The organism is Jejubacter calystegiae (assembly GCF_005671395.1).
GTDB lineage: Bacteria > Pseudomonadota > Gammaproteobacteria > Enterobacterales > Enterobacteriaceae > Jejubacter > Jejubacter calystegiae.
Map to the genome: position 1 here is coordinate 4,746,943 of NZ_CP040428.1, position 15,396 is coordinate 4,762,338.

General features: G+C 60.0%; 15 protein-coding genes. 7 read left to right on the forward strand and 8 right to left on the reverse strand.

The window, feature by feature from the left end:
* Positions 1 to 9 precede the first annotated feature (9 nt).
* The 3 genes from FEM41_RS22200 (at position 10) to FEM41_RS22210 (ending at position 2,293) form a co-directional block, all read left to right on the forward strand.
* The gene (locus FEM41_RS22200) at positions 10 to 444 is read left to right on the forward strand and encodes a tripartite tricarboxylate transporter TctB family protein (protein WP_138098536.1); all 435 of its coding nucleotides are present in this window, start codon (positions 10 to 12) and stop codon (positions 442 to 444) included.
* Between the two features lie 11 nt (positions 445 to 455).
* Positions 456 to 1,982, forward strand: a complete 1,527-nt coding sequence (locus FEM41_RS22205; RefSeq protein ID WP_138098538.1) for a tripartite tricarboxylate transporter permease — start codon at positions 456 to 458, stop codon at positions 1,980 to 1,982.
* A gap of 86 nt (positions 1,983 to 2,068) precedes the next feature.
* A complete protein-coding gene (locus tag FEM41_RS22210; RefSeq protein WP_138098540.1) occupies positions 2,069 to 2,293 on the forward strand; it encodes a hypothetical protein in 225 nt (74 codons plus the stop codon).
* Positions 2,294 to 2,332: 39 nt separating this feature from the next.
* Here FEM41_RS22210 and menE read toward each other — a convergent pair whose 3' ends face one another.
* The 8 genes from menE to FEM41_RS22250 form a co-directional block, all read right to left on the reverse strand.
* Entirely contained in the window at positions 2,333 to 3,700 is a 1,368-nt protein-coding gene (gene menE, locus FEM41_RS22215; protein ID WP_138098542.1) for an o-succinylbenzoate--CoA ligase, read from the reverse strand.
* On the reverse strand, positions 3,697 to 4,662 hold the full coding sequence (gene menC / locus FEM41_RS22220; RefSeq protein WP_138098544.1) for an o-succinylbenzoate synthase: 966 nt from the start codon (positions 4,660 to 4,662) through the stop codon (positions 3,697 to 3,699). Before menC ends, menE begins: the two co-directional genes overlap by 4 nt.
* Positions 4,662 to 5,519, reverse strand: a complete 858-nt coding sequence (gene menB / locus FEM41_RS22225) for a 1,4-dihydroxy-2-naphthoyl-CoA synthase (protein WP_138098546.1) — start codon at positions 5,517 to 5,519, stop codon at positions 4,662 to 4,664. The genes menC and menB overlap by 1 nt, the downstream gene beginning before the upstream one ends.
* A complete protein-coding gene (gene menH / locus FEM41_RS22230) occupies positions 5,516 to 6,298 on the reverse strand; it encodes a 2-succinyl-6-hydroxy-2,4-cyclohexadiene-1-carboxylate synthase (protein ID WP_138098548.1) in 783 nt (260 codons plus the stop codon). Before menH ends, menB begins: the two co-directional genes overlap by 4 nt.
* Complete coding sequence (gene menD, locus FEM41_RS22235) at positions 6,295 to 7,965, reverse strand: 2-succinyl-5-enolpyruvyl-6-hydroxy-3-cyclohexene-1-carboxylic-acid synthase (protein WP_138098550.1); 1,671 nt, start codon at positions 7,963 to 7,965, stop codon at positions 6,295 to 6,297. The genes menH and menD overlap by 4 nt, the downstream gene beginning before the upstream one ends.
* 81 nt (positions 7,966 to 8,046) lie before the next feature.
* Positions 8,047 to 9,348 (reverse strand): isochorismate synthase MenF, encoded by a 1,302-nt coding sequence (gene menF / locus FEM41_RS22240; protein WP_138098551.1) that lies wholly within the window; start codon positions 9,346 to 9,348, stop codon positions 8,047 to 8,049.
* A 105-nt stretch (positions 9,349 to 9,453) separates the two neighbouring features.
* Positions 9,454 to 9,765, reverse strand: a complete 312-nt coding sequence (locus FEM41_RS22245) for an ElaB/YgaM/YqjD family protein (RefSeq protein WP_138098553.1) — start codon at positions 9,763 to 9,765, stop codon at positions 9,454 to 9,456.
* Positions 9,766 to 9,831: 66 nt separating this feature from the next.
* The gene (locus FEM41_RS22250; RefSeq protein WP_138098555.1) at positions 9,832 to 10,275 is read right to left on the reverse strand and encodes a GNAT family N-acetyltransferase; all 444 of its coding nucleotides are present in this window, start codon (positions 10,273 to 10,275) and stop codon (positions 9,832 to 9,834) included.
* Positions 10,276 to 10,348: 73 nt separating this feature from the next.
* Between FEM41_RS22250 and rnz the strand changes: the two genes are divergently transcribed.
* From rnz to FEM41_RS22270, 4 genes are all read left to right on the forward strand, one after another.
* Positions 10,349 to 11,263 carry a ribonuclease Z gene (gene rnz / locus FEM41_RS22255; protein ID WP_138098557.1) on the forward strand — a complete coding sequence of 305 codons (915 nt, stop codon included), beginning with the start codon at positions 10,349 to 10,351 and terminating at the stop codon, positions 11,261 to 11,263.
* A gap of 228 nt (positions 11,264 to 11,491) precedes the next feature.
* On the forward strand, positions 11,492 to 12,964 hold the full coding sequence (locus FEM41_RS22260) for a DASS family sodium-coupled anion symporter (RefSeq protein WP_138098559.1): 1,473 nt from the start codon (positions 11,492 to 11,494) through the stop codon (positions 12,962 to 12,964).
* 595 nt (positions 12,965 to 13,559) lie between these two features.
* Complete coding sequence (locus FEM41_RS22265) at positions 13,560 to 14,579, forward strand: IS110 family RNA-guided transposase (protein ID WP_241666549.1); 1,020 nt, start codon at positions 13,560 to 13,562, stop codon at positions 14,577 to 14,579.
* Positions 14,580 to 15,163: 584 nt separating this feature from the next.
* Entirely contained in the window at positions 15,164 to 15,379 is a 216-nt protein-coding gene (locus FEM41_RS22270) for a SymE family type I addiction module toxin (protein ID WP_138098561.1), read from the forward strand.
* Positions 15,380 to 15,396: the final 17 nt, after the last annotated feature.

A 15,396-nucleotide genomic window follows, 5' to 3' on the forward strand; every position in this document is an offset into this window, starting at 1 on the left:
GAGGCTACGATGAGCGATCGTATTTTTGCCGTTATCTGGGCGTTGCTATGTATCGGTGGGCTGATTGTCGGCTGGCAGATCCACAGCGAATACAGCTATGAGCCGGTGGGGCCTCGTCCCTTTCCGGTCGTCATTATGGCGCTGATGCTGCTGTGCTCACTGATGCTGTTGGTGCGCCGCCCGGAAAAAGTGGACTGGCCGTCTGCCACTACCCTGCGCCGCCTGCTGATTATGATGCTGGCGCTGGTGATTTACGCCTGGAGTTTTGAGTGGCTCGGCTTTGCGCTGGCCACCGCGTTACTCACCGCCACGCTTGGCCTGCTGTTTGGCGCCAGGCTTCCCGCGGCGCTGCTTTCCGGCGCCTTCCTGGGCATCGCCTTGTGGTATGCCTTTGATCGACTGCTGGACGTCACGCTGCCCCTGGGCGCGTGGCTGCCTCAATAACGGAGACCGCGATGGATACCTGGCTCTATCTTTCCCAGGGCTTTGCCGTGGCACTGACCCCCGGCAACCTGATGATCGCCCTGATCGGCTGTTTTGTCGGCACCATCGTCGGGCTGCTGCCGGGCCTTGGACCGATTAACGGCGTGGCTATCCTGCTGCCGCTGGCCTTTGCCCTGCATCTGCCCCCCGAATCGGCGCTGATACTGCTGGCCACCGTCTATATCGGCTGTGAATATGGCGGGCGTATCTCTTCGATCCTGCTTAATGTTCCGGGGGATGCTGGCGCCATTATGACGGCGCTGGACGGTTACCCGATGGCGAAACAGGGACGCGGAGGCGTGGCGCTCTCTATTTCTGCCGTCAGCTCCTTCGTGGGATCGCTGATCGCTATCTGCGGTATCATCCTGTTCGCCCCGCTGCTGGCCAACTGGTCGCTGGCCTTCGGTCCGGCGGAATACTTTGCGCTGATGGTGTTTGCTATCGCCTGTCTGGGCAGCATGATGGCTCAGAACCCGCTGAAGTCCTTCCTGGCGGCGTTAATCGGTCTGGGGCTGGCGACAGTCGGCGTCGATGCCAATACCGGGGTTTACCGCTTTACCTTCGACAGCGTGCATCTTTCCGACGGCATCCAGTTTGTGGTGGTGGTGATTGGCCTGTTCTCGGTATCCGAGATCCTGCTGATGCTGGAGAGCACCAGTAGCGGCCAGGGCCTGGTGCGCAAAACCGGGCGCCTGCTGTTTAACCTTAAGGAAGCGCGCCAGTGCGCAGGCACCACGCTGCGATCCTCGTTCATCGGTTTCTTCGTAGGGATCCTACCCGGCGCCGGTGCCACCATCGCCAGCGCTATCACCTGGATGATGGAGAAAAAAATCAGCGGCGATGAAGAGAGCTTTGGTAAAGGGAATATTCGCGGCGTGGCGGCACCGGAAGCGGCGAATAACGCCTCGGCCTGCGGCTCCTTTATTCCGATGCTGACGCTCGGCGTTCCTGGCTCCGGCACCACGGCGGTGATGATGGGCGCCCTGACGCTCTATAACATCACCCCAGGTCCTGCGATGTTCACCGAACAGCCCGATATCGTCTGGGGGTTGATCGCGGCGCTGCTTATCGCCAACGTGATGCTGCTGGTGATGAACATCCCGCTGATCGGCCTGTTTACCCGGATGCTCGCGATCCCTTCATGGTTCCTGGTACCGGCTATCGCCGCCGTCTCTGCGGTAGGGGTTTATGCGGTACACAGCACCACCTTCGACCTGCTACTGATGGTAGGTTTGGGGATCCTGGGCTACATCCTGCGCAAGATGCACTTCCCCATGTCACCGCTGATTCTGGGCTTCGTGCTGGGAGAACTGCTGGAGCAGAACCTGCGTCGCGCGCTCTCTATCAGTAATGGCAATCTCAATATCCTGTGGGAAAGCGGCGTGGCCAAATCCCTGCTGGTGCTGGCCGTGTTGATAATCGTGGTTCCACCGCTGGTGCGGCTGGCGCGCCGCCGCCAGCGCGGTAAAGACAAAGAGGAAGAAGCCAGCGCAAGTTGATGGCTGTAGCAGCACATAGCAGCGGCGGCCTAATCCCGGCTTAAAAAACGCCGAAGCGTTCACGCAGGGCCGGAGGAGCGACAGGGATGTCGCTCCAGGGCGAGGTCGCCAGGGACGGCGACTCTCGCCCGGTCCGAAAAGCCCGGAGTGATAAGCGAAGGGGCCGCATTGAAGGGCACCAGGAAGGCATTCGCGAAGCCACGCGACAAATCGCCCTCGCGATGTTGAACAGCGAGCTTTCCCCCGCAACGGTGTCAAAAATCACCGGCCTTAGCGCGCAGGACATGGCGCAGTTGCAGAGCCAGGCATAACACACAGGCCACCGGGATATCGGCGGCCTTTTCTGTTGATCATAACCGCTGCTGTTCCACCCACGTCTGCACGGCACGGCGAGAAATTTTAATGCCGCCAGACTTCAACGTTTCCGGCAGAAGCAGCCAGCATACCGGCTGCTGAAAACGCGCCAGATGCTCTGCGGCCCAGCCGCGAAGCGTATCCAGATTCAGCGCGCCGTCGCACTCCACCACCGCGACCGGACGATGACCAAATTCGACATCCGCCACCGGTACGACCAGCACCTGATGCACGCCAGGATGCGCGGCGATGATTCGTTCAATCGCCTCGGGCTGGATCCCTTCGCCGCCGCTAAAGAACAGGTTGTCGAGACGCCCCAGCACGGTCAGCGTTCCGTTCCTTAACACGCCGCGATCCCGGGTATGGAACCATCCCCGGGCATCGACCACCGGCTGCACATTGCCGTTACGCCAGTAACCGCTGGTCATACTGGCGGCGCGAATCTGGATTTCGTCATCCACCACCCTGACTTCGCGCCCGGGCAGCGCTGGCCCCACATCGCCTTCGCCATCGGCCCGGCGAGCACAAACCGTAGAAGCCAGTTCCGTAAGACCATATCCGCAGTAGCAGCGAATGCCCCGCGCTTCCGCCTCCCGGGTCAGGGATGCCGGTATCGCGGCCCCACCCAGCAGCACTTCGCGAAGCCGCACCGGTCTGGTTTCCTCGTTCAGCAAGCGCCAGAGCTGGGTGGGCACCAGGGAGGCATGAGTACACCCCTGTAACGCGTCATGTAACGGATGCATGGCGCGCACCGCCAGGGTCGCTCCCGCCAGCAGCCAGCGCCACAATATTCCCTGCCCCGAAACGTGGAACAGCGGCAGAGACAACAACCAGCAGTCCTCCGGTTCAAAAGGCATCAGCGCCAGCACCCCTTCGGCGCTGGCCAGATGGGCCGCGGCACTGTGTACCGCCGCCTTCGGCAGACCGGTAGAGCCGGAAGTCAGGGTCATTGACACCAGACGCCCGGGTAGCCACGGTACTACCGCTTCACCCGCCGTTTCCCGACACTCGAGGGCTGGCAGACCGGAAAGCGATGCCTCTCCGGTCAGATCCAGCGCATGGCTCAGGGTCATCTCAGGCAGTAATGCTGCCAGCAGCGTGGACGGCAGTTGCGGATTCAGCGCCAGGATCCGGGCTCCGCACTGTAGCAACGCAAGCCAGGCCAGCAGAGTTTGCCCACCGTTTTTGGCCCGCAGCGCTACGCCATCGCCTTCATGAACGCCCTGTTCCCGGAAACCCGCCGCCAGGGCATCTACCCGTAACCCCAGGTCTTGCCAGTCCAGCCGTTGCTGGTCGATCCACAACGCCGGAGCATCAGGCCGCTCCCGGCGCCAGTGGCGCCAGGGCCAGTCGTTAAACGTCATCGCACTCGCTCCAGCGCGCTATGTGCAATAACAGGGAGCGAACTGCCGGGCCAGGGCCGTACCAGTTGCGCTTCCATCAGCGACAGAGTATCCAGACCTGGGAGGGTTCCCGGCGTCAGCCAGGCGGCGATTCTTGCCATTTGGGTGAGCCCCAGGCTGGACTCGATGGAGGAGCTAATCACCGCTTCCAGACCCGCCGCCCTGGCCTGCGCCACCTGTTGCCGCACCCGTTCCAGGCTGCCTGTCAGGGTTGGCTTAATCACCACTGCCACCAGATGCGGTTCCGCCTCGAAAGTAAAATCCGCTTCCCGCAGGCTCTCATCCCAGGCGATAGCGATACCGCTCTCCCGGGCGAATTCCCGTGACTGCTCGCGGGTCTGGCAGGGCTCTTCGATAAAAGCGATGCGCGAACGGACTTCCGGATTCACATATTTAGCAAACTGTCGCGCCTTAAGCGGCGTCCAGCCGCGATTGGCATCCAGCCGCAGCCGTAAATCGCCAATGGCCTCCAGTAACAGATTCACCACCATGCCATCGCGAACCGCTTCATAAAGCCCCACCTTCACCTTGGCGATCTTATCGCCCGGCAGCGCCTGCAGCATAGCGAACAGCTCATCCGGATCGCCAGTGCATAAAGGCGCTGCGCGATACTCCGCCGCCAGAGGCAATTCGCCCGTCAATTCCGCCTGCGCGCAGCTCAGACCAAAAGCCACTGACGGCGCCGACGGCCAGTCGGGGTTGTTTTCCGCTAACCAGTCATCGACCCAGTCCAGCGTCTGGCGCTCGGCCTCCGCCAGCGACTCCAGACTAAAGCCCGGCAGCGGCGCGACTTCGCCCCATCCCTCACGGCCTTCCTCACACAGGCGAACCACCATACCGTCCCGACTTTTCAGCCGCTGGTTGCGCAGCACGACGCCCGCCTCCATCGGCAGGCTGTAGCGCCAGATTTGGGCGCTACGCATCAGGGGTTCCGCTTAAATTTGCTGAAGTCGGGCTGGCGTTTCTGGTTAAAAGCATTACGTCCTTCCTGACCTTCTTCGGTCATATAGAACAGCATGGTGGCGTTACCCGCCAGCTCCTGCAGCCCCGCCTGACCGTCACAGTCGGCATTCAGCGCCGCTTTCAGGCAGCGCAGCGCCATCGGGCTGTTCTTCAGCATTTCGCGACACCAGCGCACGGTCTCTTTTTCGAGCTCCGCCAGCGGTACGACTGTATTGACCAGCCCCATATCCAGCGCCTGCTGCGCATCGTACTGGCGACACAGGAACCAGATTTCACGCGCCTTCTTCTGCCCCACGATGCGCGCCATATAGGAAGCGCCCCAGCCGCCGTCGAAGGAGCCGACTTTCGGCCCGGTCTGACCAAAGATGGCGTTTTCCGCCGCGATGGTCAGGTCGCACATCATATGCAGAACATGGCCGCCGCCGATGGAGTAGCCCGCCACCATCGCTACCACCGGTTTCGGGCAGGTACGAATCTGGCGCTGGAAATCCAGCACGTTGAGATGATGAACCCCGCCGTCATCCTGATAGCCGCCGTAGTCGCCGCGCACTTTCTGATCGCCGCCTGCGCAGAAGGCTTTATCCCCTTCTCCGGTCAGAACAATAACGCCAATGCCATCATCATAACGGGCATCGGCCAGAGCCTGGAGCATCTCTTTAACGGTCAGCGGGCGAAAGGCGTTACGCACCTGCGGGCGGTTAATCGTGATCTTCGCGATCCCATCTTCCGATTTGTGATAGCGAATATCGGTGAAACCTTCCGAGCAGTCGTGCCATTTCACCGGGGCATAGAGCTCTTGTTCATCTGGATAAATCATGGTTTTTCCTCATAAGCCGAATGAAGTAATTCAGAAAGCGTCGCGCTAAACGCCTGTGGATTTTCCCGGTGAGCGTTATGCCCGACGCCGGGAATGGTACGTAGCGGCAACGTATTGCGGTTTGCCAGCGCGCGAAATTTCGCGTCCTGCTCGCCGCACAAATAATAAAAAGGAATTGTCAGCGCTTTTAACTGCGGAACCAGATACGGCTGGCGCGAAAGCGAGGTGGCTTCCAGCATCGCCGCCAGTGCCCGGGGATCGTTACGGCGGCGAAGTTCGACCAGCGCCGCGCGCTGTTGCGCGCTCAGATGGCGAAATACCGGCTGGCGATACCAGTCGTCCAGCACCTGTTCCAGCGGTTCCGAGCGCAGTCGCATAGCCCAACGGGCGTCATTCTCCGCCCGCTCACGTCTGGCCGCAGGGGTTTCAAGACCGGGATTTCCACCTTCCACCACCAGCCCCTGTAACCCCTGGGGTCGGGCCAGACAGGCGTGATACATCGCCACCCGACCACCCAGCGAATAGCCCACCAGCCAGTAACGCGCAATACCGTGATACGCCAGCGTTGCCGCCAGCCGGGCGCTGACATCGTCAAAGCCATTCACCACGATACCCGCAGAGCCGCCATGTCCCGGCAGATCCACCCACAGCTGAGACCAGCCGGGAAAGCTCTGCATAAAGGGCCGCCATTCCTCGCCGCTGCCGAGAAAGCCGTGCAGCCAGACCAGCCAGGGAGAATGTTCATCCCGGGCCAGATGAGCAGTAGCGTGGAGTTTCACAGATGGCTGACCTGCGCCAGCAGTTGCTGGAGCGTCCGGGTGCCTGCGGTTTCTTCGACCTTCAGTTCCACCACGGTGGCCCCCGGCGTTCGCCAGGCATTATCCATGACCGCCGTCAGTTCTTCCCAGCTCTGCGGCGCCTGATAGTTCAGACCGAACATCGCCGCCCCGTGAGAAAAATCAACGTTCTGCGGCATGCAGTAAAAGCGCTCGCGCTCATTCACCGGCGTTGGCAGTAGCGAAAAGATCTGACCGCCGTTGTTATTCACTACCAGCAGCACGAAAGGCGCCGGACACTGACGCAGCAGCGCCAGACTATTTAGATCGTAAAGAGCCGAAAGATCGCCCACCACAGCCAGGGTCGGCCGCGCGACGGCACGCTGTACCCCGGCGGCGGTCGAAAGCAAACCATCAATGCCGCTGGCGCCACGGTTACTGTAAACCGGATACCCCGCAGGCATCTGCGCCAGCGCATCCACCAGTCTGACTACCAGGCTGTTGCCCAGGAACAGCTGTCCCTGATGCGGCAGTAGCTGCGGCAGTCGGCTGGCAACCTGAGCCTCGCCAAAGGTTTCTGTCATCTGCCCGACCCGCGCTCTGGCCTGCTCTGAGAGCGGCGCCAGGCTCTGTGCCCAGGGGGCGCGTTTTTCCGCGGGATGCATCTCCAGCCAGTCGGCCACTTCCGCCACCAGGCGACGCCCGCGATGGGCAGCAGGATCGAGCCGTCCTTCCAGGTTGTCTACCAGCCAGTACTCCTGCGGATGGCAGGTCGCCTGCCACTGCAGCAAACGCTTGCCGGTCAGGCTGGCGCCGAACTGGATAATCACCTGCGCTTCGTTCAGTTCGGTCACCGCCCGGGCGTTACCGAGCCACAGATCGGCGCAGGGCAATGGCTGACCGGTCTGGGACAACACATCGCCAATCAGCGGCCAGCCCAGGGTTTTAGCCCATGCGGCGACCTGTTCGCCCTCCCTGGCGCTCAGCCGACCGGCCACCACCACGCCGCGTTTCTGACGCCAGAAGAACCAGTCACGCTGGCGCGCGCAGCCCAGCTCCTGCTCTTCACGCAGCCAGGGAGTGTCCTCCTGCCACCAGTCACCCAGCGCCTGCTGCCAGGGCAGACCGCTGGCGTCCGGCTCACCGTAGAGCGGCTCGGCGAAGGGGCAGTTGATATGCAGCCCCCCGGCACGTAGCTGTCCCATGGCGCTGTCGATCGTCGAAACCAGCCAGCGGGCCGGAATATCCGGCGTCGGGCGCGGCAGGGAAAGGGTTTGACTCGGATGACTGGCGTACATTCCGGTCTGGCGAATCGCCTGATTGGCACCGCAATCAATCAGCTCCGGCGGACGGTCCGCGGTCAGCAGAATCAGGCGCTCACCGGTTAGCCCCGCTTCGATAAGCGACGGGTAGAGATTCGCCGCCGCCGTACCGGAAGTAACGATGACTGCGACCGGCTCTCCGCCAGACTTGGCAAGCCCCAGCGCCAGATGGCCCAGCCCGCGCTCATCAAAATGGGTATGACAGATAAAGGCGCCGTTTTCCGCCGCCGCAAGCGTAAGCGGCGTGGAGCGTGAGCCAGGCGCAATGCAAACGTGGCGCACGCCATGGCGAGTCAGCGCTTCCAGAATGACGGCCGCCCAGCGGCGGTTAAAGGTACTTGTTGACATGTCGGAGTCCGGTATTCATTTATCAAATATTATAAGAATTGCGCCAGGTCTGATTATTGATATATATCGGTATCAGCGCATTCATCGCCCGGACGAAAACAGCAGCGAGCGCAATCCCGCCGCTTTATTTTCTATTTCCTGCCATTCGGCATCGGGCACTGAGCCCGCCACTATCCCGGCGCCGGCATACAGCCTCAGGCGGTCTTCCTGAACGCGTGCCGAACGCAGCGATACGCAAAATTCGCTGTCATCAACGGAGAGCCAGCCCGCAGAGCCGGCATACCACTCACGGTCAAAGGTCTCCACCTGTTCAATAAAACGCCGCGCCGCTTCGCGCGGCAGCCCTGCTACGGCGGCGGTGGGCTGGAGCCGCTGCAAACACAGAGCATCGTCAGGCTGAGCCAGTCGGGCCTCGATATCACGTCTCAGATGCTGGACATTGCGCAGCCGGACAATTCGCGCTTCTGCAATGTCCGTCACGCTGGCGGCGCCTTCCAGCCGCTGACAGATATCCTCGACGACCAGGCTGTTTTCGTACTGGTTTTTTTCATCGTTCAGCAGCCACCGGGCAAGATGCGCCGCGCGTCCGTCGTCATCGTCCCCGGCCACGGTGCCCGCCAGCGCTTCGGTGGTGAGCGCCAGACCGCGACGGCGCCACAGACGCTCCGGACTGGAGCCCAGAAAGGCCGAACCCTCATTAAAGGCCATAAAGAAGTGGTAGCAACCGCGGTTAACCGCCCGACTGGCTGCCAGCAGCGAGCCGGGCGAAAGGTGGCAGCTAAAGCGCAGATCGCTGGCTCTGGCCAGTACTACTTTTTCCATATCACCAGCGATGATCGCATCCAGCGCCCGGGTAATCATGCTATGCCACCCTTCCCTGTCGGGCAGGTGTCGCTCTTCCAGGCATTCACCGGTCATGGCAACCAGAGGCTGAGGAGCGACAAGACGGCGGAGAAAACGGCGCGCGACCAGCGCATCCTGCTGGAGGCTATGCTCGCTATAAAGCGTTAACGTCAGTGTGATTTCATCGCCCCGATGACGCCACAGCAGGCGCGGAACGAACAGGCTACCCTGTCCAGGGTCAAAAGTGTTCAGGCCGCAGACGCGCATCAGCGCGCCACCCTGCTCCGCCGTCAGAAAATCCCGGGCGGCTGCAAGGCTGGAAAAGCGGCGCACCGCACCCAGCGCCGCCAGCTCTTCCACGCCGTCGCGCTGTTGCCAGTAAAATTGCGGCCACAGCCACTGGCTCGCCAGCCACGCCAGCCCGTCGGGTTCGCCTTCCGGCGTCACGGTGACATAAAACTGCCGCAGGCCGGGCGCTTCAGGAAACGGGCCATCGAGCTGACGCAGCAGCTGATTCAATGCCCCAGTAAGTGAATTCACGGTAACCCCACCTTCCCTGAAAAGCCCTGAAGTATACGTGGTCTGGGTAGCAAAGAGAAATCCCACCCATTAGGTAAGGTCAGCAATGACGCACGATGTGCGAAATCAGCGGCGGGCCAGTAATAACCCCAGAATCACGCCAACAGCGGCGCCGATACCTACCCCGCGCCAGGGATTATCGCGGACGTAGCTGTCGGTGCAGCACACCGCCTTTTTCGCCCGGTAGTAATAGCTGTCCGATGCGCTGCTCAGGCGCTGCCTGATATGATGCAGCCGCTGCTCTGCAAGCTCGCGCAGCTCGATATATTTCTGATCCGTGGGATCGTCGGAAGCGTGCAGGATCTCGTCCAGAGTTTCCCTGAGCTGCGCCAGATCGTCTTCCGGATTGTTACGATAACCAGTTGAAGCCCCTGCCATTCTTTACCTCCCTCATACAAGTTAACCTCAACTGACTATAGCCAGGATATGGGTAATTTGCGTACTCTAGCTGCGCGCCATACCGATATGGGGGATACCATCTTCGTCATAGATATCGGTCACAGGCTGAAAGCCGAAGCTGGCATAGAATGCTTCAAGGTGAGCCTGAGCGCCCAGCCGCTGTCCGACACCGGGCCAGTGGCGCTTACAGGCCGCCAGCGCCTGTTCCATTAACTGATAGCCCAGCTTCTCGCCCCGGGCCTGAGGGGACACGATCACCCGACCGATGGCGACCACACCATCCGGCTCTTCCAGTAATCGGGCACATGCCACCAGCTCTCCCTCACGCCAGCCCAGAATATGGCGGTTGCTGCCTCGCAGATCTTCACCGTCGATATCCTGATAGGGGCAGTTTTGCTCGACGATAAACACCGCGCAGCGCAGCTGTAGCAGCGCATAAAGCTGAGTTACCAAAAGTTGGGAATGGTGCAGGTCCTGCCACTGAATCATGATGAGTTCCTTATTTATCTTACGGTTATCGTTATACTGGTACTTCAATTTACGCAGACAACAGAACATTACCATGGAACTGACTTTTCTCGGCACCTCCGCCGGTGTCCCGACCCGCTCGCGCAATGTCACCGCCATTCTGTTTAAGCCCGGCGATCAGGGCAGCGGACGCTGGCTGTTCGACTGCGGTGAAGGCACCCAACACCAGTTGCTGCGCACCGCCAGCCATCCGGGAAATATCGAGAAGATCTTTATCAGCCATCTGCACGGCGACCATATTTTCGGCCTGCCGGGCCTGCTGTGTAGCCGCTCCATGGCGGGCAGCGTCGCGCCGCTCACCCTGTACGGGCCTGAAGGGTTGCGGGAATATGTTGAAACCTGTCTGCGACTCAGCGGCTCCTGGACCGACTATCCGCTGGAAATTCATGAAATTGAAGCGGGTCAGATTTTTGATGATGGCGACCTGCGGGTCAGCGCCGCTTCCCTGGTGCATCCGGTGGAGTGTTACGGCTGGCGCATTGAGCAGCACGACCGGCCAGGAACTCTGGACGCCCGCGGTCTGGCGGCAGCGGGCGTTTCCCCCGGTCCGCTGTTCCAGAAGCTGAAAAAAGGCGAGCGCGTCAGGTTGGAGGATGGCCGCGTTATTGACGGCCGCGAATGGCTGGGGCCACCTCAACGCGGCAAAACTGTAGCCATCTTCGGCGACACGGCGCCAGGGCCCGCAGCGCTGATGCTCGCCAACGGAGCAGATCTGATCGTTCATGAAGCGACGCTGGAGCACGCCATGGCGGAAAAAGCCAATAGTCGCGGCCACTCAACCAGTCGCCAGGCCGCAGCACTGGCCCGGGATGCCCATGCCGCCAGGCTGATTATTACCCATATCAGCTCACGCTATAGTCCGGAGGGCGCTGCCGCCCTGCTGGCCGAAAGCCGGGCGCTGTTTCCGGAAACTGAGCTGGCGGAGGACTTTTACAGCGCATCCCTTTAAGCCCCCCGTACAGGCCGGATATCAGCACGCTATCCGGCACGTTTATCAGGACGATCGCATATATCCCCCATCGCATTGATATACATCATTGAGAGAAACACCGCATCCCCCCACGCTTGAGCCACCGGGACGTCCCGTTGCCGGAACACCATTACGTTAAGTCATCCCAACAAAATTCAGGTTGTCGTCAGCCAATCTGAACGATCGCGGGTAATAAATGGGGATGTTATGGATAAACTCACGCCGCTCAGGCCTGTTCCCACACTGGTTGCCGTTGCCGTCACCCTGGCGCTCTGGTTTTTTATTCCGCCGCCGCCAAGCGTAGAGCCGAATGCCTGGCAGCTACTGGCGCTGTTTATCGGCACCATTATCGCGATTATCGGTAAGGCCATGCCTATTGGCGCGGTATCGATTATTGCTATTGCCCTGGTCGCCGTCACCGGCGTCACTAATCCAGGTAAGCCTGGCGCTGCGCTCAGCGATGCCCTGAGTGGATTTTCTAATCCATTGATCTGGCTGATTGGCTTTTCGATGATGATCTCCATCAGTCTGAATAAAACCGGGCTGGGAGCGCGTATCGGTTACTATTTTATTTCGCTGTTTGGCAGGAAAACGCTGGGGATCGCCTATGCCCTGACCCTGGCGGAAACCACCCTGGCGCCGGTCACGCCCAGCAATACCGCACGCGGCGGCGGTATTATTCACCCCATTATGAAGTCGATTGCCGACAGCTTTGGCTCCCGGCCCGAACTGAATAGCAGCGGTAAAATCGGCCGCTATCTGGCGCTGGTTAACTACAATATCAACCCGATCACCTCGGCGATGTTCATTACCGCCACGGCGCCGAACCCCCTGGTGGTTAGCCTGATCGCCAAAGGCACTCACGGGGCCGTAGAACTAAGCTGGGGCATGTGGGCGCTGGCGGCGCTGGTACCGGGCGTCTGTTCGCTACTGCTGATGCCGCTGATTGTCTATTTCCTCTATCCCCCGGAAATTAAAAGCACGCCGGACGCGCCCCATTTCGCTCGGGAAAAGCTACAGGGGCTGGGTCCGGTGACGCTACCGGAAAAAATCACCCTGGCCGTCTTCGCGCTACTGCTGCTGCTGTGGGCGGGCGTTCCGGCCATGCTGTTTGGCCCGGCGCTGGCGGTGAATCCGACTACCGCGGCACTGATTGGGCTGGCGGTGCTGTTAGGTAGCGGCGTACTGAGCTGGGACGATATTCTGAAACATAAAGGCGCCTGGGATACGGTGGTCTGGTTTGCCGCGCTGGTGATGATGGCCAGCTTCCTGGGCAAGCTGGGGCTGATTCACTGGCTGTCGCTGGCAGTCGGCGGCAGTATCAGCCATATGGGGCTGGGCTGGGTGAGCAGTACGCTACTGTTAACCCTGGTCTACCTCTATTCCCACTACTTCTTCGCCAGCACCACCGCCCACGTCACCGCGATGTTCGCCGCTTTCTTCGCGGCCGGTATCGCACTGGGCGCGCCGCCTGTGCTGCTGGGGTTGATTCTGGGGTTCTCCTCTTCGCTGATGATGTCGTTAACCCACTACGCCACCGGTACGGCGCCGATTATTTTCGGTTCCGGCTATACCACGCTTGGGCAGTGGTGGAAGGCCGGTTTTATTATGAGCGTCATTAACCTGGTGGTCTGGTTAACCGTCGGCGGGCTATGGTGGAAGTGGCTGGGGTACTGGTGATGGGCATTTTTTTGGTTCATCGCAGATTAGCGCGGAGCAATGCACTTTGTGGAGGAATATGTACGCATCGTGGAATATTCCGTTCACGTTGAGTCTGTTTTTCTTATGCCAGTTCCGGAGTCGGTGAACGGGCCAGGGGGCCTTACGCCCGGCCCCCTGACAACCCCCGGCGCCCGGCGAAAAAAATGCCCTTCGGGTCCCCTCCGTGCTCCCGGCTCTCTTAACGGGACCGGGCGCGATGTAACGTCCCTGTAAGGCGCGCCCTCGCCCCACATCCCTGCGGGGCGTCCCTGAGAGCCGGAATCCCGTCGGCATTTTTGAGCCGGGGGAATGTCACCGCCTTTCATCTTCTGCCCAAATTAATCAGGAAAGCCATTGCCGGTGTCGTTTAAGAAAACAGACTAAAGCGACGAGGGAGTTATGTCCCGGCCTAAAAATTGCCGCAGCGTTCACGGCCGCCAGGGTCAGCCAGACAAGGATGTCTGGCTGAGGGCATACGGCACAGGGATAATGAGATGGACGCTCCAGATTTTACGGTATCAGTGTACCAGACTGGATCGTTGTATAACGTCCTGACAAATGAGGAGCGTCCATCATGCAAGTATCAACTCTCGGTATTGACCTGGCAAAAAGTGTTTTCCAGCTTCACGGCGTTGATCACAACGGGAATACCGTTTTGCGTAAGCGTCTGTCACGTGCCCGGTTTGTTCAGTTTGTTATCAACCTGCCGCCCTGCCTTATCGGGATGGAGGCGTGTTCATCCAGCCATCACTTCGGGCGGCTGTTCAGGGAGCACGGTCATCAGGTGAAACTGATTCCACCTCAGTATGTAAAACCCTACGTCAAAACGAACAAGACAGATGCGGCAGATGCAGAAGCCATCTGCGAGGCTGTCACCCGGCCAAACATGCGTTTCGTTGAAATAAAAACGGTAGAGCAGCAGGCGGTACTGACACTGCATATCGAACGGAGTCTGCTTATCCGGGAGCGAACCGCCGTGATTAACAGCCTGCGGGCGATGCTGGCTGAATTTGGGTTTGTCATTCCGGGGGGGCGTCGGCAGGTTCATCAGTGCGCGTCCGATATCCTGGGTGATGATGAAAACGGGCTTTCACCTCTGGTCCGGTCCAGCGCCGCCCGCCAGCTGGCGCATATCCGGGAGCTGGACAACCAGCTGTCGCAGGTGGAAAAAGAGCTCACGGCATGGTTCAGAAGCCGCCCGGATTGTCAGCGTGTGGCGCAGGTGCCGGGCGTGGGTCTGCTGACAGCCACTTATGTTGTGGCCTCTGTCGGAAACGTACAGCAGTTCGGCTCGGCAAAACAGTTTGCCGCCTGCGTGGGGCTGACTCCCCGGGAGCATTCCAGCGGAGGTCACCAGAAATGGGGCACATCAGCAAACGGGGGGACAGCTATTTTCGCTTCCTTCTGGTTCACGGGGCGAGAGCGGTGGCAGCCTGGATTCAGCGAACCGGTCAGGGAACCCCCATGGCTGCTGGCGCTGATGCAGCGCAAACCTCACAACGTGGCAGTCACCGCACAGGCCAATAAAACCACCCGGATACTGTGGGCGATGCTGAGGCGCGGAACAGAATACCACCCCGCAACGCCAGCCTGATACAGGCTCAGGCTGACGCTACGGGTTACAGTAAACAGAGTCACACGTTACCGGAAGTGCGGGTGTAATCAGTAAGATGGCAAAACAGGTAAGACCGCAGGTGAGAGAAGCCGTGACGGCACAGGGGCGGAAAAGCCCGTAGTGGATGTCTGGTACTCACCTGGCGGCTACTCATCATGGTCAGGGGAAAATCCCTGGAATAAAGACCGAATATATGGCTGCAGCTACCACTTTGTCATTTTTACTGAAAAAACATTTGCGATCCGGGAGCGTCCATATATGCCGTTATGCCCGACCCGTCCGGCGGACGGGAAAAGCGGAGGACAAAATTGCCGGGAGCAATTTTGAACAACGCCGCAGGCGTTGGCCCCGGAGGGGCGAGGCCCAGGGACGGGCCGAGTAATCCCGAAGGGCGATTTTCACGCCGGAAAGCCAGGTTGTAAGGAGGCGGCGTCTGAGCCTCCTTACCCGTTCACCGGCACCGAATTCAACAGAAGAAAAATGAACACAACGCGAACGGAATATTCCACCATGCGTACATATTTCGCCTGAAAACAGCATCATTACGAAAATATTCCTACCCAATGAAACAACAGCGAAATAATGCGAGACAAACGCTGATTAACACCATCGCGACCCACCAGTGCCCGAATACTAACAGGCCGCTAACCACAGCCAATTACAGCCACCGCCCCAGCCTGTATCTGAAGGGCCGCTGGCTGGGCGAAGCCGGATTCCAGACCGGCCGTTCAGTGAAGGTTACCGTTAAACCGGACATAATCATTATTTACCCGGGGTAAATGAAACAGAGCCTCTC

Excerpts from the sequence above, each read along its gene's own strand:
- menC (WP_138098544.1), bottom strand. The coding sequence starts at position 4,662 with ATGCGTAGCGCCCAAATCTGGCGCTACAGCCTGCCGATGGAGGCGGGC.
- FEM41_RS22250 (WP_138098555.1), bottom strand. The coding sequence starts at position 10,275 with ATGATTCAGTGGCAGGACCTGCACCATTCCCAACTTTTGGTAACTCAG.
- rnz (WP_138098557.1), top strand. The coding sequence starts at position 10,349 with ATGGAACTGACTTTTCTCGGCACCTCCGCCGGTGTCCCGACCCGCTCG.
- menE (WP_138098542.1), bottom strand. The coding sequence starts at position 3,700 with ATGACGTTTAACGACTGGCCCTGGCGCCACTGGCGCCGGGAGCGGCCT.
- menD (WP_138098550.1), bottom strand. The coding sequence starts at position 7,965 with ATGTCAACAAGTACCTTTAACCGCCGCTGGGCGGCCGTCATTCTGGAA.
- FEM41_RS22200 (WP_138098536.1), top strand. The coding sequence starts at position 10 with ATGAGCGATCGTATTTTTGCCGTTATCTGGGCGTTGCTATGTATCGGT.
- menB (WP_138098546.1), bottom strand. The coding sequence starts at position 5,519 with ATGATTTATCCAGATGAACAAGAGCTCTATGCCCCGGTGAAATGGCAC.
- FEM41_RS22210 (WP_138098540.1), top strand. The coding sequence starts at position 2,069 with ATGTCGCTCCAGGGCGAGGTCGCCAGGGACGGCGACTCTCGCCCGGTC.
- FEM41_RS22265 (WP_241666549.1), top strand. The coding sequence starts at position 13,560 with ATGCAAGTATCAACTCTCGGTATTGACCTGGCAAAAAGTGTTTTCCAG.
- FEM41_RS22270 (WP_138098561.1), top strand. The coding sequence starts at position 15,164 with ATGAAACAACAGCGAAATAATGCGAGACAAACGCTGATTAACACCATC.
- FEM41_RS22205 (WP_138098538.1), top strand. The coding sequence starts at position 456 with ATGGATACCTGGCTCTATCTTTCCCAGGGCTTTGCCGTGGCACTGACC.
- FEM41_RS22260 (WP_138098559.1), top strand. The coding sequence starts at position 11,492 with ATGGATAAACTCACGCCGCTCAGGCCTGTTCCCACACTGGTTGCCGTT.
- FEM41_RS22245 (WP_138098553.1), bottom strand. The coding sequence starts at position 9,765 with ATGGCAGGGGCTTCAACTGGTTATCGTAACAATCCGGAAGACGATCTG.